The organism is Natronococcus sp. A-GB1, from assembly GCF_029688845.1.
Taxonomy (GTDB): domain Archaea; phylum Halobacteriota; class Halobacteria; order Halobacteriales; family Natrialbaceae; genus Natronococcus.
Genome location: NZ_JARUKW010000010.1, coordinates 48,186 through 69,187, shown reverse-complemented (window position 1 = coordinate 69,187; position 21,002 = coordinate 48,186). Strand labels below are relative to the sequence as shown.

Genomic DNA, 21,002 nt, shown 5'->3' with positions numbered 1-21,002 from the left:
CACAGCCTCGTGCGATCGGGTGGCACCGACGTTCAGTGGCTACTTATTACCCCATTCGCTCGCCGCCGTTTACGTTCAGCGTCTCGCCCGTGACGAACGTGGCGTCGCGAAGGTAGGCGACCGCCTCGGCGATATCCTCGGGCCGACCGTACCGATCGACGGGGATCGCCGCCAGCTCCTCGCGCTTTTCGTCGGGCGTTCGGTCGCTCGTCATGTCCGTCTCGACGTGGCCCGGCGCGACCGCGTTCACGCGAATCTCGGGAGCGAAATCCGACGCGTGGCTCCGGGTCAGCGAGAGCAGCGCTCCCTTCGAGGAGGCGTAGTGGCACTCGATCGCCGCACCCGTGTGGGCGAGAATCGAGGAGACCTTCGTCACCGACGGCTCGTCGGCCGACTCCCGGAGATAGGGAAGCGCTGCCTTCGTGACGTTGAACGCCGAGTTGACGTTGACGTCCATGATCCGATCGAAATCGTCGGGCTCGAGATCTTCGGTCCGGACGTGCTGGTCGATTCCGGCGTTGTTGACGACGTGATCTATCCCGCCGAACGCGTCGGCTGCGGCGTCGACCAACCGGGCTGCAGCATCGGAATCCGAGACGTCGGCTCCGACGACGATCGCTTCCTGGCCCCGGTCGCGGATCTCATCGGCAACCCGTTCGGCGGCGTCCTCGCTTGAGCGGTAGTTGACAGCGACGTCGTAGCCGTCGTCGGCGAACCGAAGCGCGATTGCCTTCCCGATACCTCTGGACGATCCGGTGACGACTGTGGCTGGCACGCCTCGAACTGTCGGTCGGGACGACTTGCCTGTTCCGACCGCCGCGGGCGGAGTCGTGATCACGTCCGCGAACTCGATCGTCACGGCCTGCGCGTTGAGCCCGGTTCGTCGTTGGAACACGAATCCTCCGGGTGAGCCTCCCGAGACGGAACGGACGCTGATACGCGATACGTCGGAAAGGAGATATTTGGGGAGATAGAAGGGACGCATCGTCGCGTAGCGAGTCTTCGGTATCGGCGGCAAAGTTACCTTACTAACTTAGGTGAGAGTCTAATATAAGAGTCTTAGATTTCTTACCAAGATTAAAGCGTTAAGCAGATTTCGAAGGAGGCTGAGTCGAGAGACACCGATCACGGGAGAACGGACGCCGGATACGATCGGAAGGCGACCGAAATCAACGGTCAGTCCCGTCGACGGTCAGTCTCCCGTCGCTCACCAGTCGAAGGTTTCGTGGACCCGCCGACCCTCCTCGTTCAGCACAGGTCCGACGACGTCGGTGACGTCCTCGAGAATCGTCGCCGCGCGAACCGGCGGCTCGTGGCCGGTGAACTCGCAGATCTCGTCGCCGCCGACGCTGTAGACGGCCCGATCGAACCCCGCACGGATCATCCCGCCGGCACACATCGGACACGGCTCCGTGCTGGTGTACATGACCGTCTCGGCTCGATCCTCGGGCTCGAGCTCCCGACACGCGCGGTAGGCGAGATGGAGCTCGGGGTGGCGGCGAACGTCGTCTTCGGTCACTACGCGGTTCGACTCGGACATGACGACTTCGTCGTCGCGGACGAGGACGCTGCCGAACGGTCGATCCCCTCGAGTGGCGGCCTCGCGGGCGAGTTCGAGCGCGTCGTGCATGTGAGCATCGTGGTCGAAGTCGTCGGCATCCATGGAGTCGCGTTCGCGCGGCGACGGCAAAAGGGATCGGCCTACTCGCTCGAGTCGTTCTCGAGGTACTCGATGAGTTCGATCCGTACGTCGCCGGGCGCGACGAAGAAGGCGATTCGCTTGTCGCCGTAGACCGCGGGCTCCATGACAATTTCGACGCCGTCGTCGGCCAGTCGCGCGAACGTCTCCTCGATGCCGTCCTCGACGACGTAGCCGAAGTGAAGGAAGCCGAGCGGCTGCTCCTCGACGAGCCCCGCGGCCTCGTAGGGCGCTTTATCGAAGAGGTAGACGCGCTTGTCGGCGATGCCGAGGACGACCGCGTCGACGGCGAACTGGTCGTCCGACTCCGCCGCTCGGCGACGCTCGAGGATCTCTGCGTCCAGGTGCTCGCGGTAGAACTCCGCGGCGGACTCCGGCTCCTCGACCTTGATCGCGACGTGGAAGAACGACTCGGGTTCCATGAGTGTCACTGTTCGGGCTTCCCGATTAAGTTACTGGCGGACGGATCGTCACGTCCTCGTCCGGGTCGAAGGATGGGTTTCGTCGATCGGGACTCTCCCGTGCTCGGGCAGCCGATCCGGCTATCGTTGCATCAGTGGCTCTCCCGACACGTACCGTGACGGTGCCTCGACGCGAGAACGGTTCGATCGCGAATCGGAAGGGCTGCTGTTGTTACTGCCGTAACGGCAGCCTCGTCACTACGGTCGCCTTCTCGGTCGGCTTAACACAATCAAGGCCATCGGAACCGGTAATGACGACGGATACTCGATCGAAGACGGCCGCGGTCTGTGAGAACTGTGGGAAGGCGGTCGCCGCCCGGCTCTCGGAGGACGGGGAGATCCGTCCCATCGGATCGCGTCGCGGCTGTTCCTGCGGCGGGACCTCGTTTCGAACGTTGTAAACTCTCCTCGAGCACCCGGACTCGAGATCGGCCGTCGTCGCGTTCGCGACCGGTTAGCGAACGACGACGACCGGCGTCGGCGAGCGACGGACGACGGTCTCCGCGACGCTGCCCAGCAGGATCCGCGAGACACCCTCGCGGCCGTGGCTGCCGATAACGATGGAGTCGTACTCGCCGTCGACCGCCTGGCCGACGATGACGTGGTTCGGTTCGCCGATGATCATCTCGGTCTCGATCTCGCGGTCGTGTGCCGACGCCGTTTCGCTGGCCTCGTCGAGGAATTTTCGTCCCCGCTCTTTGGCCTTTTCGGCGTTTGGAACCCTGTCTTCCGGTTCCTCGAACGACGCCCAGTAGCCTCTGGGTGCCGGAACGACGTACAGCGCGGTGATCTCGGCGTCCGGAAACGTCTCGAGGGCGTACTCAAGTGCCTGTTCGGACGGCTCCGAGCCGTCGTACGCGAGGAGGATGCGTTCGGTCATACGCGACAGTACGTCGGCTATTGGTATAAGAAAGGGTCGTTAGCCCCAGTCGCTGGGATTCGGCCCGAACAACGATACCGGTCGAACGGCCGCCAAGCAACGCACGTTCACGATCGGTCGTCTCCGAGGCGAACCTATTCGGGAGAAGCGGCTTCGACGAGCGGATGGACGGGCTACGTACAACGCGGACGAACGGATCCCACTACTATGACCACGACCACAACGATCGACCCCGAAGCCCCGCTCGGACGGCTCGTCGGCGACCATTCCGAGTTCGCGGCCGTCTTCGAATCGCTCGGTATCGACTACTGCTGTGGCGGCGACACCTCACTGCGGCGGGCCGGCGAGGAGAACGGCCTCGAGGTCGAGGCCGTCCTCGAGCGACTGGCAACGACCGATTCGACCGACGAACTCGCTCCGGCCGAGGCGTCGATCACCGAACTCGTCGACGACGTCGTCGAAACCCACCACGACTACCTGCGCGCCGAACTCCTATCCCTCGAGCGGACCGTCCGCAAGGTCGCCCGCGTCCACGGCGACGCCCATCCCGAACTCGAGGCGATCTTCGAGTAGGCCGCGAACAGTCCCGCCGGCCAGGGCTCTTCGGCCGAGGAGAATTCGTGGAGCGTCCCGACGCCCTGGCTCTCGAGGAACGTCGCCACCTCCTCATCGTCCATCTCGACGCCGTACGTTCCGCTGGACATACGGCAGGTTCCACCGACCGGATAATGAACGTGTGTTGACACTGAGAGCAAAGTCACGTCGGCTGACCGGACGGCGTTCGAAACCAGTTATCTCGAGTGAACGTCTTCCGACGGCGAGTGTAGGTTCGGGTTTCATTCCCGCGGTCGTTGTAAAGGGTTCCGCGGCCGCAGATTCCAGCGCGTAGCCGCGCCAGTATGTCCCCAATCCGTATCCTCTCCGACGTCCTCTCCTCGGTCGGCCTCCGCCTCGTCGAGGGGATCGAAACGTCGTTTCGTGGCCGGCTGTTCGTTCTCGGCGTCCTCGTCGGGATCGCCGGCGGGCTCGGCGCCGTCGCCTTCCAGTACCTGCTGATCGGGTTCACGGCACTGTTCTTCGCCGGGGCGACGTCGCAGGCGGCGCTGCTCGAGCGCGCCGCCGATCTCCCCTGGTACTATCGGATCCTCGCACCTGCCATCGGTGGTGCGTTCGTCGGGCTGATCGCCAGCTACAGCGGCGGCGGTCTAGTGAGAGGTGAGGGTGTGCCGGAAGTGATCGAGGCGATCGAGCGGAAGCGTGGACGGCTCCCGCTGAACATCGTTCCGGCGAAGGCAGTCGCGTCGGCGGTCTGTATCGGCTCCGGTGGCGCGACCGGTCGCGAGGGACCGATCGTCCAGATCGGCGGAACGATCGGCGCCGCCGTCGGCAACCGCCTCGACCTGCCCGATCCCCAGACGTCGGTGTTGCTGGCGGCCGGGGCCGGCGCAGGGCTGGGCGGGACGTTCAACGCCCCGATCGGCGGGATGATCTTCGCCTGGGAAGTCTTGCTCGGGCGCGTCACGAGGGAGAACGTCCCACCGATCGCGATCGCCGCAGTGGTCGGGACCGCGACGGCGAACGTTATCGTCGGCCTGCCGGATCCGATCTTCTCGGTCCCGCCGATCTCGGTGGAGAGTCCCTGGGAGGGCGCCGCGTACGTCGGTCTCGGCGTCGTCGGCGCGGCCGTGGCGCTCGCCTTCGCGAACTCCCTCTACGCCGTCGAGAACGGGTTCGAGCGGCTCCCTCTTCCCACCGGCCTGAAGCCGGCGCTGGGGGGACTCTGTCTCGGCGTCCTCGCGCTCTCGGTTCCGCAGGTCTACGGCGTCGGCTACCCGGTGATCCAGGACGCGCTCGTCGGTGCGTTCGCCCTCGAGGTCGTCGTCGCGCTCGGGGTTGCAAAGATCGTTGCAACGAGCCTCACACTCGGGAGCGGCGGTTCTGGCGGTATCTTCGCACCCGCGCTCTACGTCGGCGCGATGACCGGCACGGTCTACGGGACGCTACTGAACGAGACGGTTCCCGTACCCGTCGCCGAGCCGACGACCTACGCTGCCGTCGGTATGGGCGCTGTCTTCGCTGGCGCGTCACACGCACCACTGACGGCGATCGTCGTCGTGTACGAACTGACCGGCGACGTCCGGATCGTTCCGCCGCTCGTGATCGCCTGTCTCATCAGCACGGCACTGTCCCGGCGCGCGAGCGAGGGGAGCATCTACACGATCGGGCTCCTCGAGCGCGGCATCGAGGTCGACTCGAGGCGGTTGTTCTGAGCGAGGGCTACAGGTCCGGTGGATACTCGCCGGTCTTCCGGTACTCGGAGACGACCGCTATGAACGCGACCACGTGGAGGGCGACGACGATGACGATCATCGCGAGGTAAATCAGGTGGAGCGGATCGTCCGAGGGAACCCCATCTCTTCGTACGGTCGGAGGTTCGCTCGATCGTAGCCGTGGACGGCCACGAGCCAGAAGATGACGTACGTGCCGTGGCTCTGGTGCCACTTCGGGGCTTTCGGTTCGAGGTAGTCGTAGGCTCTGTTGTTGGACGTAAACGCCAGCACGATCGCGATGAGGACGGCCACGCTGGCACCGAACGCCCATGGACTCATGTCGACGAGATAGCCGATGACGTCCCAGTCGCGTGCCCAGAAGACGAACAGTACGTGGACGACCGACCAGATCGCAAACCAGATCCCCAGTTCCGATCGCCAGTTCACGGGGAAGTTCCCGGAAAACCGACGCCTGATCGACGGCCTGATACGGACCAGCGGGCCGATAACCAGTACGACAAACAGGATGAAAAAGGGAACGGCAGCGACGACTCGCTGGCCGCGGTATCCGATGCCCCACAGCAGAACCGCCACGACGATGCTGCCGATCGCTACGCCCAGATGATGGGTGAGCTCGTTGTTAGTATCAGATGTCATGACACCTCAATATCACGTGTCCGTTGCCGAACGGACACCGATCACTCAGATAAAACTGTTCCCGTCCCTCACGGTCGCGTGCAGAGTGGCATTCCGAATCCTCTCTCGGCAGACGTGGGCCTCACCTTCAGCGAGGGACGCCCACGACGTTAATCGCGGGAGCAGTCCCCACTACCAGCCCGAAGTAGGTGACAGCGCGACGTGAGATCCACGGTGGTATGGTTATGCCGAGTCAGTCAGACGACGCGGTCCTGAAGCCGGTCGAGGTACTTGGCGTTGTAGACGAGCGCGATCGAGTCACTCGTCGGCGTCGCGACGCAGGTCAGTCGCATGTCGTGGTTCTCCACTTCTTCCTCGGAGAGACTTCGCTGGACGTCCATCTCGAGTCCCCCCTCGAGCAGCACGGCGGTACAGTTCACGCAGCCGCCGGCCCGGCAGTGAAACGGCCAGTCGTGACCGGCCACCTCGGCCGCGTCGAGGACGTACTCGTCGCGCGACACCTCGAAGGTGCCGTGTGCCGTCTCGTCGAGACCGGCGTCCGCAGCGCGCTCGAGGAGGTTGTCGTCCTCGAGCGCCCACCCTCGTTCGTCGACGACCCGATAGTCGAGGTACTCGACGGTTGCGGCCTCGGTCCGAGGAGCACTGACTCCGATCACCGGCACGCCGGCAAAGCGGACGACCCGCTCGGTCGAACTCCCGAGGAGGTATCGCCGCAAGCCGGTCTCGCCGTGGGTCCCCATCACGACGCAGTCTGCGTCGTGCGTGGCCGCGACCGACAGAATCTCCTGGTCGACTCGACCGTCGGGAACCGAGACGTCGACGGTCTCCAGCGGCGACTCGCGCAGTCGCTCGAGCGCGTCGTCGACCGGTTCGAGGCCGAGTTCGTCGTCGCTCGAGAGGTCGATCGTCTCGGTTCCGTCGACGTCTCCCTCGTCACTGACGTGAACGACGTGGAGTCGGGCCCCCGTTTCGACTGCGAGGTCGACGGCGTGCTCGAGGGCGGTCGCCGCGCTGTGGCTCCCGTCGGTCGGTACCAGGACGCGTTCGAACTCGTCTTCGAGGGATGTCTCTTCGTGGACGGTCGCGACCGGGACGGGCGACTCCCGAAGCGTCTGCTCGGCGACGCTGCCCAGCAGGAATCGGCCGAGTCCGCCGCGACCGGTCGTCCCCATCGCAATCAGGTCCGCATCGCGCTCGTCGGCCGACGAGAGGATCTCTTCGTGAACGTCGCCGTCCCCCTCGCGGAGTTCGCGTGTCACCTCGAGACCTCGGTCCTGTGCTCGGTCGACCAGTTGGTCGACGGCCTGTTCGCCCTCGTCTTCGTCGTCGCCGCCGACGAGTCCTCGCTCCAGTACCGAGACGGCGTGGAGCGCCGCGTCGAAGCGCTCCGCGAGTCGGATCGCGTACGTTCCAGCGTCTTCTGCCACCGGACTTCCGTCGGTCGGTACGAGAATCGTGTCGTACATCGCACGGCCCCTACCATGCTCGTCCCAAAGAACCTCTAGGGGTGTCCCCACGGTTACTGCCACGTGTCGGTGTAACTGGAGCGCCTGCACCGCGTCCAAAGCTGAGGTTCGTGTCGAGGAGTCTGATTGACACCAAGACGCAACGCGTCCCGCGAACGCTGAAGAAACGCGCAATCCTCCGATCCCCATCCAAGAATCGTACGCTATCGAGCGTGGGAGGAGGTTAAGTACCGCGACGGCCCATGTCATGGTATGAAATGGCAATGCCGTCTGTACGGTCATTGGTGGAGCCACCCGTGGAACCACGAGGTCGTCCTCACACAGGATAGCGGACCGGTCTATCCGCTTCGGTGTGATCGCTGTGAGTCCGTCAAACTCCTGGACCGGAACGGAAACGGCCGGCAACCCACCGAGCGTGAACTATCGTTCCACGACGAAATCGAATCGCATCGGCGCTAACTGCGGTCCACTCGTTTCGGTCGGCCGCGGCCGTCACCGGACGATCAGGACAGGGACCGGTGCTCGTTTGACGACGGTCTCCGCGACGCTACCTAACAGGAACCGTTCCGCGCCGGTTCGACAGTGACTCCCCATGACGATCCGGTCGATATCGTGACCCTCGGCGTACTCGAGGATGACATCGTCGGGTTCGCCGAACTCGAGGACGGTCTCGACGCTTCGGTCGTGTTCGGCCGCGATCTCTCGCGCGTCGTCGAAGACCGCCTGGGCCTTCGATTCCGCTCTCTTGTGCCACTCGCGCCAGTACTCCGGCGACACCGATCCTGGCGGAGAGCCGTCGTCGAACGTCGGCCGCATCACGTCAAGGAGGCTGAGACCCGATCCGATCGGGTCCATGACGTGGCAGACAACGATATCGGCGTCCGGATAGTCGGTCAACGCCGTCTCGAGGGCTTTCATCGAGAGCGGCGACCCTTCCGTCGGGACGAGGACGGTCCGAGTCATACGTCCCATACCCCGCGTTCGAACAAGTAGCCACTGGGTGTTCGGACGAGTGGGAGACCCGTCGGTTGCGTTCTCGGTTCCCAGAACGGCCGAGGGCTCTTCATCTGTCGGGGTGTTTTACGGCGCGCTCGTCGCGACCGTATTCGTCTACAACGCAATGTTTCGGAATCCGTCCCTGCCGACTGCGCAGCCAAAGCGGGCGGCAGCGGCGATCGTCTGGCACGCGTTCCTGTTCGTACTTGCGCTGACGGGTTCCTTCGGGTAACGTCTCGACTCCCACCGCGGGCGAGGAGTCGGCACCCGATCGGAACGGTCAGGCGGTCAACACCGGACGATCCGCGGTTCGAACGATCCGCTCGGCGACGCTGCCGATCCGATCCGTTCGCGTGTGGCTCTGTCCCTGGTAACCGATCACGATCAGGTCGGCGTCGATCTTCGCCCCCTTCTTGCGAACCTCTTCCCACGGACGGCCGTGACAGACGTTCCAGCGACAGTCGATTCCGGAGCTGTCAGCTCGGTCGCTGATCTCCTCGAGCATGGCGGCGCCCTGGTCCTCGAGGTTGTCGACGATGAGTTCCGTGCTGCTCAGTGCGGGTTCGCCATACCGGTGCGTCTCGACGCAGTACATCGCGTGCAGATCGGCGCCGTATCTGTCCGCAAGGATCAGTGCGTGTTCGACCGCTCTGTTCGCCGGATCGCTTCCGTCGGTCGGAACGAGGATCGTATCGTACATTGGCGTGGAACTTCACGTCGAAGGCTGCCAAATAGCTAATACCGGGCGAGCTTACAGGTCGACGACGGAGCGGTCAGACCGTGAGCGTCGGTCGGTCGACGTACCTGACGACGCGTTCCGCAGTGCTGCCGATTTCGTCACTGGCACCGCGGCCGCGGTTACCGAACACGACCAGATCCGCGTCGATGGAGTCGGCGTACGCACCGATCTCCTCGTGCGGACGGCCCTGCCGGAGTTCGGTCGTCACGTCGACGCCGGCCCGCGTCGTGACGTCCTCGAGGACGTCGTCGGCCCGCTCTCGCAGGTCATCGACAAGGCGTTCCGTTCCGGACAACATCGAGTCGCCGTATCGGCTGGTGTCGACGACCGAAACGGCATACAGCGCGGCGTCGAACGTCGACGCGATATCGACCGCTGCGTCGACTGCACGGTTCGCCGGGTCGCTGCCGTCGGTCGCGACGAGAACTGTCTCGTACATACTGTAGGGGTCCCACCACCGATTCGACCAAATAAGTTGCCGTAGTACCGACGGCTCGAGTCGGTACGGCTCCATCCCGGCTACCGCCCGCTGGCAGCCGGCCGAGTGAGCCGAACGCTGACGATCCGTCTGTCGGCGACGTCCTCGACGGTGATCGTGACGTCGTCGCAGGCGATCCGATCGCCGTCCTCGGGGAGGTGTCCGGCTCGGTCGAGGACGAGTCCGGCTACGGTGTCGAACGTCGCCGCCTCGGGGAGGGAGAGATCGAGCGTTTCGTTGACCAACGCGACGGGGACGTCGCCGCGAACGATGACCGTCCGCTCGTCGACGAGGCGGATCGGGGCCGGTTCGCGGGGGCCGAGGATCTCACCGGTGATCACCTCGGTTGGATCCTCCGTGGTGACGATCCCCTCTGTCGTTCCGAACTCGTCGATGACGACGGCCAGATGGACCTGCGCACGCTGCATCTCCGCGAGCACCTCGTCGGCCGGCATGGTCTCGGGGACGTGTACCGTCGGCTGCATCACGTCCGCGAGCCCGAGCTCGTCCGGTTCGCGCGCGCCGTAGTCCCGCTCCCGGAGCAGGTCACACACGTGGACCGTCCCGACGACGGTGTCGAGACTCTCGTCGTACACCGGGAGGTGGGTGAACCCGCTGTGCGCACAGGTCTGGAGCGCAGTTTCGAGCGAGTCTGCAGTCGACACCGCCACGACGTCCGGACGGGGAACCATGATCGCGCTCACCGGCGTCTCGTCGAACCTGAACGTGCGGCGCAACCGGTCGCGTTCGTCGGGCTCGATGGCTCCGGCGCGCTCTCCCGCCTCGATCAGCTCCTGGAGGTCGCTGCGAGTGAGGTAGGCCGACTCGATCGACGTTTCGGCGCCGACGAACCCGTTGACGACGCGGGTCAGCTTGTCGAACAGAACGACGAACGGGTACAGCAGGTACTCCGCGTAGCGTATCGGCCGAGCGACGCGAAGTGCCCACGACTCGGTGTTTTCGACCGCGTACGATTTCGGCGCGCTCTCACTGAAGAGCAACACGAGCGACGTGATCCCGAACGTCGCGATCAGGACGGCCTGTCCCTCGGTGACGTAGAGCCCGAGCAACGCCGTCGCGACGCTTGACATGGCGACGTTCGCGACGTTGTTTCCAACCAGGATCGTGACGAGCAGCCGGTGTGGGTTTTCGCGGAGTTCCTTGACCACGGGTGCGTTCGGCGTGCCGCTCTCGACGAGGACGTCGAGCCGATGCTTCGGCAGCGCGAACATTGCGATTTCTGAGGACGAAAAGAACCCCGAGACCGCCATCAGCATCGCGATCGTAAGCACGCCAGCGGCGGTGACGAGCCACAGCGGTAGCTCGGGAACGGGAGTCGCCAACCCGATCGTCGCGACGGCCATGGCCACAGGCTCCGATCCCACTGGCGCGAACGTCACAGTTCGCTCGAGGGGTCCCGCAGTCTCCAGTCCCATCGGTTGCTGTACGAGACAACAGTAGAAAAAGCGGCGCGGCAGGGCGGTGTCGTACGCCGTCCCTACCGAATGAGGACGGGAATACCGTTCCTCAACGGATGAACTTGTCCGATCGTTCGTTCACACTGGCAGACACGTTCCTGTAGCCTCTATAAGCGAGTCCATGATATAGACGGCTGGTGTCCGAAATGACTGATACGTGGTACGGCCATACGATGGCAGCGGACGAGATCGCAGAGTTCCTGAACGAGCAAGCGACGGGCGTGCTCTGTCTCTCGAAGGACCGCCGGGCGTACGGCATCCCGATGTCGTTCGCGTACGACGCGGACGAAGAGCGAGCGATCATGGACCTCGGGTTCGCCGACGACAGCAAGAAACGCGAGTTCCTCGAGACGACCGACGAGGTCTGTCTCACCGTCTACGAGTGGGACGGACCGCACGACTGGACGAGCGTGGTTCTGAGTGGATCGTTCGAACCGCTCTCCGAGAGCGACGTCGACGACGACCTCGAGGCATGGTACTATCGCGTGGCGAAAGATATCGACGTCTCGGCCGGCGACGTCGATCTCGAGTGGTACGAACTCCAGGCGGCAGACCTGTCGGGCGTGGCTCTGCACGAGTGAGGACGTTCGGAGACCGTCGCTTCCGTACGAACGTGGTCGGATAGCCTAGAATTATTCCGTCGTTCGTCGTCAAGTCGTTCCGATGCGGTACCTCGAGATCGTAGTACCCGAGAAGCGACGAGAGACCGTCCTCGACGTTCTCGACGCTGAGGGGATCGAGTACGTCGTGACCGACGAAACGAGCGCCCGCGGCGCCGATACGGTCGTCAGGTTCCCGGTGCCGACCCGCGCAGTCGAGTCGGTCCTCGACCGACTGAACGAGGCGGGACTCGACGACGCACGGGTCGTCGTCATCAACGCCGAGACGGTCGTCTCCAAGGAGTTTGAGGAGTTGCTGGATCAGTACAGTCGGGGCGGACAACGGGGTGAACGGACCTCGAGACAGGTGCTTCGAACGAAGGCCGACGAGCTCACGCCCGCGTTTTCGATCTACGTCGTGATGTTGTTGATCAGCGCCGTCGTCGCGACGGCGGGGTTGCTCGCGGACTCGCCCGCGGTCGTCGTCGGTTCGATGGTCATCGCCCCCTTGCTCGGTCCCGCACTCGCTGCCAACGTCGGCATCGTCACCGGTGACGACGACCTTCGAACGACCGGCTTTCGCTACCAGGTCGTCGGCGTCGCCGTCGTCATCGCCGCGTCGATCGGGCTCGCGTCTCTCGCTCGGCTCGGCGGACTCGAGCCGGCGGGTATCGACATCGTGGTCGTCGCCGAACTCGAAGAGCGAGTGTCGCCGAACCTGCTCTCGCTCGCGGTCGCGCTCGGGGCTGGCGTCGCCGGCATCCTGAGTCTCACGCGGGGGTTCTCGGAGGCGATCGTCGGCGTGATGATCGCCGCGGCGCTCATCCCACCCGCAGCCGCCGTCGGTATCACTGCCGGCTGGGGGATGTACGGCGCGGCCGCGGGTGCGTTCGTCCTCGTCGTCGTCAACGTTCTCTCGATCAACGCCGCCGCGCTGGCCACGCTATGGATCGCTGGCTACCGACCACAGGGGCTGTTCGAGGTTTCCCCGACACGGAAGCCGACGATCAGATACGCGACGGTCTTCGGGGTCGCGTTGTTGGTGCTCGCGGCTCCACTCGCCGGCATCACGCTGCTGGAGTTCCAGACGACCCAGCTGAAATCGACCGCGGAGAACGAAGTCGAGTTGGTGCTCGAAGAACCGCAGTACGACGACCTCGAGCGCACGGATGTCGAGGTACTCCTCGACGACAACTATCCGATTCGGTCGATCGATCGCGTCGTCGTTACGATCAGCGGAGCCGAGCCGACACCGGCACCGGAGTTCAGCGAGCGGATCCACGAGCGCATCGAGCCACACGCGGACGATCCGCTCGTCGTCGAAGTCCAGTACGTCGTCGCCGAACAGCACGGCGAGGAACCGGAGGAGCGAGTGGTCGTTTCTACCGGGCCCTCCGATCGGTGACGCGTCGGCGCCGAGCGCGTTCGGTCACTGCCTCGGCCGAGACGTGCCAGCACTCTTCGTTCCGGTCGCCCTGGCGAGCACACAGTCGCTCCGTACTGCACCATCGACGACCCCCGAACGGTCGATCGCCGGGCCGCGGGACGGTCGCCTCCGTCGAACGGCCGACACCGCGGATCGACGACAGAGGCGGCATCGATCGCTACTCGTCCGCCGGCTCGAAGGCAGGTGGGAGTCCCTGGTGTTTGATCCCCCTCTGCTCGTCGACCCGGAACTCGTAGACAGCGACCGATCCCGAGAGTGCTGCCGACTCGAAGAGACCCGGTCGCCACGCGTCGTCTAGCACCCCCTCGAGGTCGTCCCACGACGACTCCGGAACGGCGGAGAGCCGTCCCGTCAGGAGGACGCTCTCCCAGTTGTACATCGTATCCACGGAAAAGGCGAGGAAGCTCGCGGCCTTGGCGGTCTCGGTCAGCGACTCCTTCCGGCTGCTCGAGCCGAGCAGGTAAGTGAAGTAAAGCCGGGAATCGCCGTCGTAACCGAACGACAGCGGTAGAAGGTACGGCGCCTCGTCGTCCGGGAGTCCAAGGACGCCCGCCTTCCGAGACGAGAGGAAGTTTCGGATCTCGGCATCGTCCATCTCGACCAGACCGTACTCCCGCAGTTCGTCGATTGACATACCGAATCGGTCGTCGGATAGCGACAAAAACCCCTCCCTTCATTTCCAGCCGGTGGGGATCTGTCGAACGGCTATCGGACGGACGCGGTTTCGTGTTCGACCGTATCGAGAACCGCCGAGACGAGGTCACAGCGGTAGTACCGAATCAAGCCCTCGCGTTCGTCGTAGTCGAGAAGCCCTGCGTCCCGGAGCATCGGCAAGTGGACGTGGAAGAGTTCGCCCTCCCACCCGGCGTCCCCGATGGAGCGGGACAGCTCGTCGGTCGTAATCCAGCTCTCGGCAGCTCCGTCGAGCGCCGCAACGATGTCGCGACGGCGTTCGTCGGCCAGCACTCGAAGGATCTCGTCCACCTCACACCGACGACGCACGACCCCGTCTTCGTCGCGAATTGGACACTCAGCCATAATCTGTTAGCAGCATTATGGGGCGCAGTAGATAAAGTACCACTCACCAGTTCCCAGGAGGTGGAAACATCGTATATCGCAGTCCATGGCGGTCGCAGCAACTTTCATCCAAAATATAGTTATCGGTATTCGGTTACATATGTACCTGCGTAATTCACCGTTTCGTACGAGAGACGCGAGCCACATCTGCGCACCGGTCCAGGCCTCGTCCGGACACGTTCGTCGTCGAGCCAACGAACCTGCTCCGACCGTCACCACGGTCGGTCCCGTTCGCGATATCGCCCTCGAGCAGCGACGTTCGAGCGGGGTAGATGGAACCGGGAACACCCATGTGACATCCTCCCTGCGGTGAACGGCGGGATTCTCTAAAAGATAGTCGTGCTGGGAGTGGAGGCCAGAGAGGCCGGGACGAGTCGAAAACCCCGCACGAAGCGACGTCGTCACCGCCACGACCGAGGATTCGATCCATGAACTCACGGCGACGATGCGCGATCGGGACGTCGGGAGCGTCGCCATTATCGCCGTCGACGACCCGAGCGAACCGCTCGCCGACGAGTACCAGAAGCTTACGGACGTCGTTCGAGTGCAGCGACCGCCTTGCGGCGGTCGGTCACTCCTTGAGGGCGGGGCCTTCTCGCAACGGCATTGTGCCCCGTGACCCCATGTATGGACGTGGCCTGGCTTCCTATTACGGTCCTGCCGTCGACGCAGGCGCGTTGTTTGCGCGTCCCGTTCCGGTCGACGACGAAGAGTGTCCCGCCGATTTACTTCCCGGTGTCCTCGCGCTCCATCCCCAGATGAGAAACGGGAGTTCAACCCGTTCGCGGTCGTCGTTCCCGAGTACAGAGTGCGACGGCACCGCCGTCGCACCACGGGAGCCAGTTTACTGGTGGCTCCTGCCGACCCCGATGTATGCGAGGACGACAGTATCGCAGCGTACGCCGCGCGTGTGCTTACCGCTGTGTTCACTGATTCTCACACGTGCTTCCTCCCCTCCCTGCTCGCGCCTCCGGGCGTCGTCAGAAATCGAAGATTTCTGACTGCCACTCAGAACGCGAAGCGTTCTGATGACGCTCGCAGAGGAAGGGGACCCCGCGCTGCCGTCAGCTGAGATCCGAGAGCGACGCCGCCCTTCCGGCCCCGTCAGTCCAACACGGTCGTCACTCGAAGCCGACGCTGCCTCGGGCCGTCGCAGTCGACGAACAGGATCGCCTGCCAGGTCCCGAGCGCGAGCTCGCCGTCGACGACCGGAACCGTGACGCTCTCGCCGAGCAGCGTCGCCCGAAGGTGGGCATCCGCGTTGTCGTCGATCGCGTCGTGGGCGTACCCCTCGCCGCGCGGGACGAGGCGCTCGAGTGCGTCCTCGAGGTCCGAGAGGAGTCGGTCCTCGCACTCGTTGACGATCACGCCGGCCGTTGTGTGCGGAACGTACGCGGTGCAGAGTCCGTCCTCGAGGTCCGCTGGGAGTGTGTCTTTGACGTCGGCGGTGACGTCGACGATGTCGACCCGCTCGTTCGTTCGAACGTCGATCTGCATGGGCGACTCGACGACCGACTCCGTGATAGGCCTGGCGCCGCGAACGGCCGCGCTCGAGCCCCGTCTCCCCCGGATGTTTACCGAGCGGGAACGAAAGACCCGCATGGTCGCATCGAACGGCGGCTGGGTCGCGCTGTTTTCCGGCGGAAAGGATTCCTCGTGGGCGCTGTACCAGGCGCTGGAGGCAGGTCGCGACGTTCGCCGGCTCGTCGTCGTTCTCCCTCCGGAAGGGAGTCACGCCTACCACGCCCCGGCGACGGCGGTCACACGGCTGGCTGTTCAGAGTGTCGGTATTCCAACAGTCGATGCGGGGCTCCCTTCGACCGATCTCGAACCGCCAGATCTCCGAGAGATTGGGCAATCGCCCGCAACGGACAGCATCGGGGAGCTCGAGCCGCTGGAAGCGGTGCTGGAACGGCTCGACGACGCGTTCGACGGCGGCCTCGAGGGCGTCGTCGCCGGCGTCGTCGAAAGCGAGTTCCAGGCCGACCGCCTGCGATCGCTCTGTGACGGACTCGGCTGTGACGTTCTCGCGCCGCTGTGGCGAGCGGAGCCGCGGGAGCTCGCGATTGAGATGATCGACGGCGGCCTCGAGATCGTGATCGTCGAGGTCTCCGCACCGGGGTTCGACGCGGATTGGCTCGGTCGACGGCTGGATCGGGACGCTCTGGCCGATCTGGAGGCCCTCCGTCGCAAGCAGGGGACCCACGTCCTGGGTGAGAACGGAGAGTTCGAGACGGTCGTCACCGACGGCCCGCATATGACACGACCCATCGCGCTCGAGTTCGAACGGGAGTGGGACGGGGAGTGGGGCCGACTACGGATCACCGACGCTCGGCTCGAGTGACGGCGTCCGGGTCGCTGACGGAACTCGTCCCGCCTGGCGGGACACCGGCCCGACTCGGCGACCGAGACGCGCTCGATCCGCCGGTATCAGGAGTCGGTTTGAACCTCCTTCCGTCCCGTCATCGTCTCGGGCTCGAGGCGGAAAAAGCGAAACCGAACCTCCTTCGGCGGTCGTTCGAAGACGTCGACGAGCGGGATCTCGACGGCCCACATCCCGTGGAGCGCGCCCGGATCGAACGGATCGTCGGAGATTTCCTCGAGTTCGCCGCTGGCGACGACGCTCCGCCAGCCGTCGTCGGTGTTCCGATGCGTGACGAACGAGACGGATCGGTCGACGAGCTCAGCCTTCCGGCCGTCCTTCGGCATCGAGAGTCGGTAGTAAAGCGCTGCCTCGTCCGGGTTGTACCCGTAGGAGACGGGGATCGAGACTGGAGGTTCGTCCGTCCCCGTCGCGAAGGAGATGACCCCGACCCCGCCTCGACCGAGGAACTCGCTCATCTCGTCGGCGCTCAGCTGAAGCCAGCGCAGTCCTTGCATATCGATACGGAGGATGGGGAGGGAAAAATACCCTGCTGTACGAAAACGGGACGTTCACTCGGGGGTGAACGAAACGGCCACCTCGGCTCGAGGACGGACACTTGCTGGAGCCCGCTCGCTCGAGTCGGCTTTCGGGCTACGGCTTTACCGATTCGCACGCCGTAGGGCGGCACATGGACGACAATTCGGTTCGAGTCGGCGTTCTGAGTTTCCACGACAGCAAGGAGTCGAAGGCGATCTGTAACGCCGTCGAGGAGCTCGGCCACGAACCCGTCTGGCTCCGCGAGAACAACATCCTCCTACGGTTTACTGACGATTCGTTCGTCCTCGAGCCGGACGTGGACGTAGTGATCAACCGCCTGCTGCTGTCGACGGCGACCCAGCCCGTCGAGGCCGTCGGGATCGCGAACGCGATCGCTCGCTTCCGGCCGATGGTGAACGATCCCGACGCCGCGGCGCTCGCCTCCCACAAGATCGCCGCTGCCGCGGCGATGGTCGCAGCGGGTGTGCCGATTCCGAAGACGGCGCTGGCGATGGGGACGACGACGGTCGGACGGATCGGCCCGACGTTCGGCGAGGAGTTCGTCTACAAGACGATCGTCGGAACCCACGGCGGCGGCGCGTGGAAGGTCCGCCAGAACGACCTGCTCACCGGAACCGTCGGGACGCGGCGCGCGTTCCTGCAGGAACTCGTTCGCGCGGACCGCGAACGAACGCGGGATCTCCGCGTCTACGTCGTCGACGGAACCGTCGTCGGCGCGATGTACCGCTACGCTGACGAGGAAGAGTGGCGGACGAACGTCGCACGCGGCGGATCCGTCGAGGACGCGACCGACGCGCTATCCGCCACCGTCGAAGACACCGCGACGACCGCGGCGTCCGCGGTCGGACTGGACTGCGCCGGCGTGGACCTCATCGAGAACGAGGACGGCTGGTACGTTCTCGAGGTCAACCCGACCGCCGGGTTCAGGGGACTGTTCCGCGCGACGGGACGGAGTCCGGCGCCCGTCATCGCGAAAGTCGCGGTCGAGCGCGTTGGAGGGGCGGTCGACGACGAGCTAGTCGAGCGGTTGCGGGCGACGCTCGACGATTCGGTTCCGTCGTGTGTCCCGAGCGAGGGCGAGCCGATCGGGAACGACGCACCGGTCGTCGGGCTCACCGAGCGCGTCGTCGTCAGCGGCACGACCGACACGAAGTCAGTGGCTGGCCGGGCCGAACCGGTCAACGCGCGAACTCGGATCGACCTGCAGCTCGCGGCCGCGATCGGCGCTGGTCCGATCCAGGTCGGAACCACCGACTCCGTCGAGAACGGCCGTCGTCGGCGACCCGTCGTCGACGTCGTCGTCGGCGTCGCCGGAACCGAACGAACCGTCGACGCGATCGTCGAGGACCGAGCCGGAGAACAGTATCCGATCCTGCTCGGTCGCGACGTGCTCGCCGAGTTCCGAATCGACGTCGCCAGCAGGTACGGCGGTCGAATCGACGAGTCGTTCGAGGAGTGAGAGGTTCCGCTTCGGGCACTTCTCGAAGCGGTGCCGTCGGACCGCGCTCTGCCGTCGCTACCGTTCGTCCTCGAGGATGCGCTCGTACACGTCCAGAATCGGACGGTACCGGTCGCGGTGACTGTCGGGGAGCTCCCGGACGACGTCGTAGCTGTCCTCCGAAACGACGATCGTTCGCGGAACCCCCTGCCAGTCCTCACGGTGGCCGAAGAGCTCCCGCTCGATCCCGTATCGGCCGTTCTCGTCGACGTAGGCGACACGAGTCACCGGGAGGTCGAATCGTACGTTCGGAATCGAAACCTCCTCGAGCGAGCGGGCGACGGCGGCGAACCGACACCCCGATCGCTCGGTATCGGCGTCCTCGAGCCGGCGGATCGTCTGCTCGTCGATCAGCGCGACGTCTCGGGCGGGGGCGCTACCGGCGGCACGTTTATTACCGTCTCTCGTTTTCGTATTCATGTTCTCTGAGATCCCGGAGGACACGAGGTCCGCTGTTGGCGCAGCGGGCCGGAAATCGTTCCCGACACACCTCGAGTAACTACCCACATCCTAGTGAGCCACCGTTATAAACCTGTGCCGTTCCTTTCAGACTACGGACTATCAGAAAAGCAACCCCCGTGTGGTAGTTCTGACAGTCATACTGTAACGTACCTGGTAGGAAGATTGAGGGTGGGGAAATCGGCGGTTCCGTGGACGGTTTCGGGCGGCCAGAGTCAGTCGTTGTTCGGTTCGTCCTGCCCGCCAATCCCGGCGGCGAAGACGAAGGTAACGAACCGAATCGAGTCTGCGCCCTCGAGACGGTGACGAGACCAACGAGACGTGAGACGTGGCGTGACCGTCGGAACCGGCGCTGCCGCCGCAGAGACGAACGACCGGGACCGAAACGACCCCTCGAAGGAACCGCTCGACGTTCCTTTCGACGCTCCGAAAACGCTCGTGTTGGCCGCCCTCAGTGACGACCGTTTCGGCCGGGAACCTCGAGCGCAGCGGTGAGGCGTTCGAACAGTCCGGGTCGATAGGCACCGACGCTCTCGGTCGTATCGTACTCGGACTCGAGCGTGCTCTCCCCGTCCTCGTCGAACGTCAGCACCGTCAGCTCCGAGCCCTCCGCTCGCTTCGCGACGTCGGTCTCGACGGTTCCCGAGGTCGTCACGACGACCGGGTGTGCGCCGACCGATTCCGCGAACGCACAGAACTCGTCGACGCTCTCGGCGTCGGGCGTCTCGTGGACGGTGACGATCCGTCGTTCGCCCATCAGCCCGTCCTCGGCGAGGACGTGAACGCGTCGGGACCCGCTGTCGTCGACGGTGGTGTCGACCTCGGTCTCGAAGCGACGCTCCTCCAACGCCTCCGCGGCCGTCCGACGGGCTGCCTTCTGACGGGCGAGCCACGTCTCGCCCTCGGGAGTGAGTGTGTACCGGTACAGGACCCGTTCGATCGTCTCCAGCGGGGGAAACATCGACGAGCACTCCCGGCACCGAAGTCGGTCGTCCGGCACGTCGAACGACTCGGTACACTCCTGGCAGCTGTAGCGGAGTTTCTTCTCGATGTCGACGGACTCGAGGTCCTGCTCGCAGTCAGGACAGCGGTAGCCGGTCTCGGACTCGAACTCCGATTCGGGACCCGCGTAGCCACAGACGTGCTCGAGCACGGTCGTCTCGATAGCCTGTGGATCCCCGCAGCCCGGACAGACGGTCGTGTACTGTAACCCCTCGGTCGTACACTCGGGGCAGACGTACACCTTCGAGACGAACTCGTCGGCCAGTACCCCTCGAGTGGCGAACCGCTCGAGGACGACGGTCGGATCGTCGTCGATCTCGTCGAGCAGGTCGGCGGCGGCCGAGTAGTTCACCGACCCGTCGTCGGAAATGTCGGGCTCGAAGGCGTCGTCCTCGAGCAGCGTATCGATCAGTCGAAGCTCCCCTGGTGAAACCATAATCCCGGTTCGAACTGGGAGGACAATTACCGTATAATTTCCCCTTGAGTGGCTACTAGTTTCTCGGTGAATGTCCGTTGTTCACAACTGGAGTCGAGAGGTGCGGGTTCGATACTCGTCTCGAGTAATAGCCGCTTTGCTCGTGAGAAACGAACCGTTTCTGTTACCCTCGAGACGGGGAAGATCGCTATTCGATCGATTGGGTTACTGTGCGAAGCCCCCATCTCGAGTGAGGGAGCGGTGACGACCGCCTGTGGCGGCACTGCTTCGAGAGGAGCGAACTGCGGCAAAGACCACACTCGTCTCCGTCAGGAAACGACCTCGACGTGCTCGGTAGCCGTTACGAAATGCGGTGGAGTTCCTGCTCCGGACGGACAGTCGGTCGGAAGGACTGCGTTCCGTGAGATTCATCGTCGAACCTGCGTTCGCGCCTCGTA

Annotated in this window: 24 protein-coding genes; 8 read left to right on the top strand and 16 right to left on the bottom strand. The window is 64.6% G+C overall.

Translation table 11 applies throughout. From position 1 onward, the window contains the following. Positions 1–46 precede the first annotated feature (46 nt). From QA600_RS12845 to QA600_RS12835, 3 genes are all read right to left on the bottom strand, one after another. On the bottom strand, positions 47–895 hold the full coding sequence (locus tag QA600_RS12845; protein ID WP_278292342.1) for a glucose 1-dehydrogenase: 849 nt from the start codon (positions 893–895) through the stop codon (positions 47–49). Between the two features lie 312 nt (positions 896–1,207). Then, positions 1,208–1,663: a nucleoside deaminase gene (locus QA600_RS12840; RefSeq protein WP_278292341.1), complete on the bottom strand. Its 456-nt coding sequence runs from the start codon at positions 1,661–1,663 to the stop codon at positions 1,208–1,210. A 38-nt stretch (positions 1,664–1,701) separates the two neighbouring features. Beyond that, on the bottom strand, positions 1,702–2,121 hold the full coding sequence (locus QA600_RS12835) for a VOC family protein (RefSeq protein ID WP_278292340.1): 420 nt from the start codon (positions 2,119–2,121) through the stop codon (positions 1,702–1,704). Between the two features lie 290 nt (positions 2,122–2,411). Here QA600_RS12835 and QA600_RS12830 point away from each other — a divergent pair, with 290 nt between their 5' ends. Next, positions 2,412–2,561: a hypothetical protein gene (locus tag QA600_RS12830; protein ID WP_005557342.1), complete on the top strand. Its 150-nt coding sequence runs from the start codon at positions 2,412–2,414 to the stop codon at positions 2,559–2,561. A 53-nt stretch (positions 2,562–2,614) separates the two neighbouring features. On the opposite strand, the gene QA600_RS12825 is transcribed toward QA600_RS12830, so the two are convergent. Then, positions 2,615–3,040 carry a universal stress protein gene (locus QA600_RS12825; protein WP_278292339.1) on the bottom strand — a complete coding sequence of 142 codons (426 nt, stop codon included), beginning with the start codon at positions 3,038–3,040 and terminating at the stop codon, positions 2,615–2,617. A 207-nt stretch (positions 3,041–3,247) separates the two neighbouring features. On the opposite strand from QA600_RS12825, the gene QA600_RS12820 reads away from it, so the two are divergent. Next, positions 3,248–3,613 carry a DUF542 domain-containing protein gene (locus QA600_RS12820; RefSeq protein WP_278292338.1) on the top strand — a complete coding sequence of 122 codons (366 nt, stop codon included), beginning with the start codon at positions 3,248–3,250 and terminating at the stop codon, positions 3,611–3,613. A 326-nt stretch (positions 3,614–3,939) separates the two neighbouring features. Further along, the gene (locus QA600_RS12815; RefSeq protein ID WP_278292337.1) at positions 3,940–5,310 is read left to right on the top strand and encodes a chloride channel protein; all 1,371 of its coding nucleotides are present in this window, start codon (positions 3,940–3,942) and stop codon (positions 5,308–5,310) included. A 111-nt stretch (positions 5,311–5,421) separates the two neighbouring features. Here QA600_RS12815 and QA600_RS12810 read toward each other — a convergent pair whose 3' ends face one another. The 3 genes from QA600_RS12810 to QA600_RS12800 all read right to left on the bottom strand — a co-directional run bounded on the left by QA600_RS12810 (position 5,422) and on the right by QA600_RS12800 (position 8,396). Next, positions 5,422–5,967: a hypothetical protein gene (locus QA600_RS12810; protein ID WP_278292336.1), complete on the bottom strand. Its 546-nt coding sequence runs from the start codon at positions 5,965–5,967 to the stop codon at positions 5,422–5,424. A gap of 236 nt (positions 5,968–6,203) precedes the next feature. Further along, positions 6,204–7,433: a ferredoxin Fer gene (gene fer / locus QA600_RS12805; protein ID WP_278292335.1), complete on the bottom strand. Its 1,230-nt coding sequence runs from the start codon at positions 7,431–7,433 to the stop codon at positions 6,204–6,206. Between the two features lie 492 nt (positions 7,434–7,925). Continuing rightward, positions 7,926–8,396: a universal stress protein gene (locus QA600_RS12800; protein ID WP_278292334.1), complete on the bottom strand. Its 471-nt coding sequence runs from the start codon at positions 8,394–8,396 to the stop codon at positions 7,926–7,928. A 49-nt stretch (positions 8,397–8,445) separates the two neighbouring features. Here QA600_RS12800 and QA600_RS12795 point away from each other — a divergent pair, with 49 nt between their 5' ends. Beyond that, positions 8,446–8,661: a hypothetical protein gene (locus QA600_RS12795; protein ID WP_278292333.1), complete on the top strand. Its 216-nt coding sequence runs from the start codon at positions 8,446–8,448 to the stop codon at positions 8,659–8,661. 48 nt (positions 8,662–8,709) lie between these two features. On the opposite strand, the gene QA600_RS12790 is transcribed toward QA600_RS12795, so the two are convergent. The 3 genes from QA600_RS12790 to QA600_RS12780 all read right to left on the bottom strand — a co-directional run bounded on the left by QA600_RS12790 (position 8,710) and on the right by QA600_RS12780 (position 11,082). Then, entirely contained in the window at positions 8,710–9,129 is a 420-nt protein-coding gene (locus QA600_RS12790) for a universal stress protein (protein ID WP_278292332.1), read from the bottom strand. A 73-nt stretch (positions 9,130–9,202) separates the two neighbouring features. Next, entirely contained in the window at positions 9,203–9,607 is a 405-nt protein-coding gene (locus tag QA600_RS12785; protein WP_278292330.1) for a universal stress protein, read from the bottom strand. Between the two features lie 80 nt (positions 9,608–9,687). Beyond that, positions 9,688–11,082, bottom strand: coding sequence for a hemolysin family protein (locus tag QA600_RS12780; RefSeq protein ID WP_278292329.1), 1,395 nt, complete (start codon positions 11,080–11,082; stop codon positions 9,688–9,690). A gap of 188 nt (positions 11,083–11,270) precedes the next feature. Here QA600_RS12780 and QA600_RS12775 point away from each other — a divergent pair, with 188 nt between their 5' ends. Both QA600_RS12775 and QA600_RS12770 read left to right on the top strand, forming a co-directional pair. Continuing rightward, complete coding sequence (locus tag QA600_RS12775) at positions 11,271–11,705, top strand: pyridoxamine 5'-phosphate oxidase family protein (RefSeq protein WP_278292328.1); 435 nt, start codon at positions 11,271–11,273, stop codon at positions 11,703–11,705. A gap of 82 nt (positions 11,706–11,787) precedes the next feature. Continuing rightward, on the top strand, positions 11,788–13,128 hold the full coding sequence (locus QA600_RS12770; protein WP_278292327.1) for a TIGR00341 family protein: 1,341 nt from the start codon (positions 11,788–11,790) through the stop codon (positions 13,126–13,128). Positions 13,129–13,327: 199 nt separating this feature from the next. On the opposite strand, the gene QA600_RS12765 is transcribed toward QA600_RS12770, so the two are convergent. From QA600_RS12765 to QA600_RS12755, 3 genes are all read right to left on the bottom strand, one after another. Next, positions 13,328–13,804 carry a pyridoxamine 5'-phosphate oxidase family protein gene (locus QA600_RS12765; protein WP_278292326.1) on the bottom strand — a complete coding sequence of 159 codons (477 nt, stop codon included), beginning with the start codon at positions 13,802–13,804 and terminating at the stop codon, positions 13,328–13,330. 71 nt (positions 13,805–13,875) lie between these two features. Continuing rightward, positions 13,876–14,154: an ArsR family transcriptional regulator gene (locus QA600_RS12760; RefSeq protein ID WP_278292325.1), complete on the bottom strand. Its 279-nt coding sequence runs from the start codon at positions 14,152–14,154 to the stop codon at positions 13,876–13,878. A gap of 1,197 nt (positions 14,155–15,351) precedes the next feature. Further along, positions 15,352–15,744, bottom strand: coding sequence for a secondary thiamine-phosphate synthase enzyme YjbQ (locus tag QA600_RS12755; protein WP_278292324.1), 393 nt, complete (start codon positions 15,742–15,744; stop codon positions 15,352–15,354). A 103-nt stretch (positions 15,745–15,847) separates the two neighbouring features. Here QA600_RS12755 and QA600_RS12750 point away from each other — a divergent pair, with 103 nt between their 5' ends. Then, positions 15,848–16,591, top strand: coding sequence for a diphthine--ammonia ligase (locus QA600_RS12750; protein ID WP_278292441.1), 744 nt, complete (start codon positions 15,848–15,850; stop codon positions 16,589–16,591). Between the two features lie 86 nt (positions 16,592–16,677). Here QA600_RS12750 and QA600_RS12745 read toward each other — a convergent pair whose 3' ends face one another. Next, positions 16,678–17,127: a pyridoxamine 5'-phosphate oxidase family protein gene (locus QA600_RS12745; protein ID WP_278292323.1), complete on the bottom strand. Its 450-nt coding sequence runs from the start codon at positions 17,125–17,127 to the stop codon at positions 16,678–16,680. Positions 17,128–17,300: 173 nt separating this feature from the next. On the opposite strand from QA600_RS12745, the gene QA600_RS12740 reads away from it, so the two are divergent. After that, positions 17,301–18,629: a RimK family alpha-L-glutamate ligase gene (locus QA600_RS12740; RefSeq protein ID WP_278292322.1), complete on the top strand. Its 1,329-nt coding sequence runs from the start codon at positions 17,301–17,303 to the stop codon at positions 18,627–18,629. Positions 18,630–18,686: 57 nt separating this feature from the next. Here the strand turns inward: QA600_RS12740 and QA600_RS12735 are convergent, their stop codons facing one another. Further along, complete coding sequence (locus QA600_RS12735; protein ID WP_278292321.1) at positions 18,687–19,088, bottom strand: hypothetical protein; 402 nt, start codon at positions 19,086–19,088, stop codon at positions 18,687–18,689. 490 nt (positions 19,089–19,578) lie between these two features. Further along, on the bottom strand, positions 19,579–20,565 hold the full coding sequence (locus QA600_RS12730; RefSeq protein ID WP_278292320.1) for a hypothetical protein: 987 nt from the start codon (positions 20,563–20,565) through the stop codon (positions 19,579–19,581). Between the last annotated feature and the right edge of the window lie 437 nt (positions 20,566–21,002).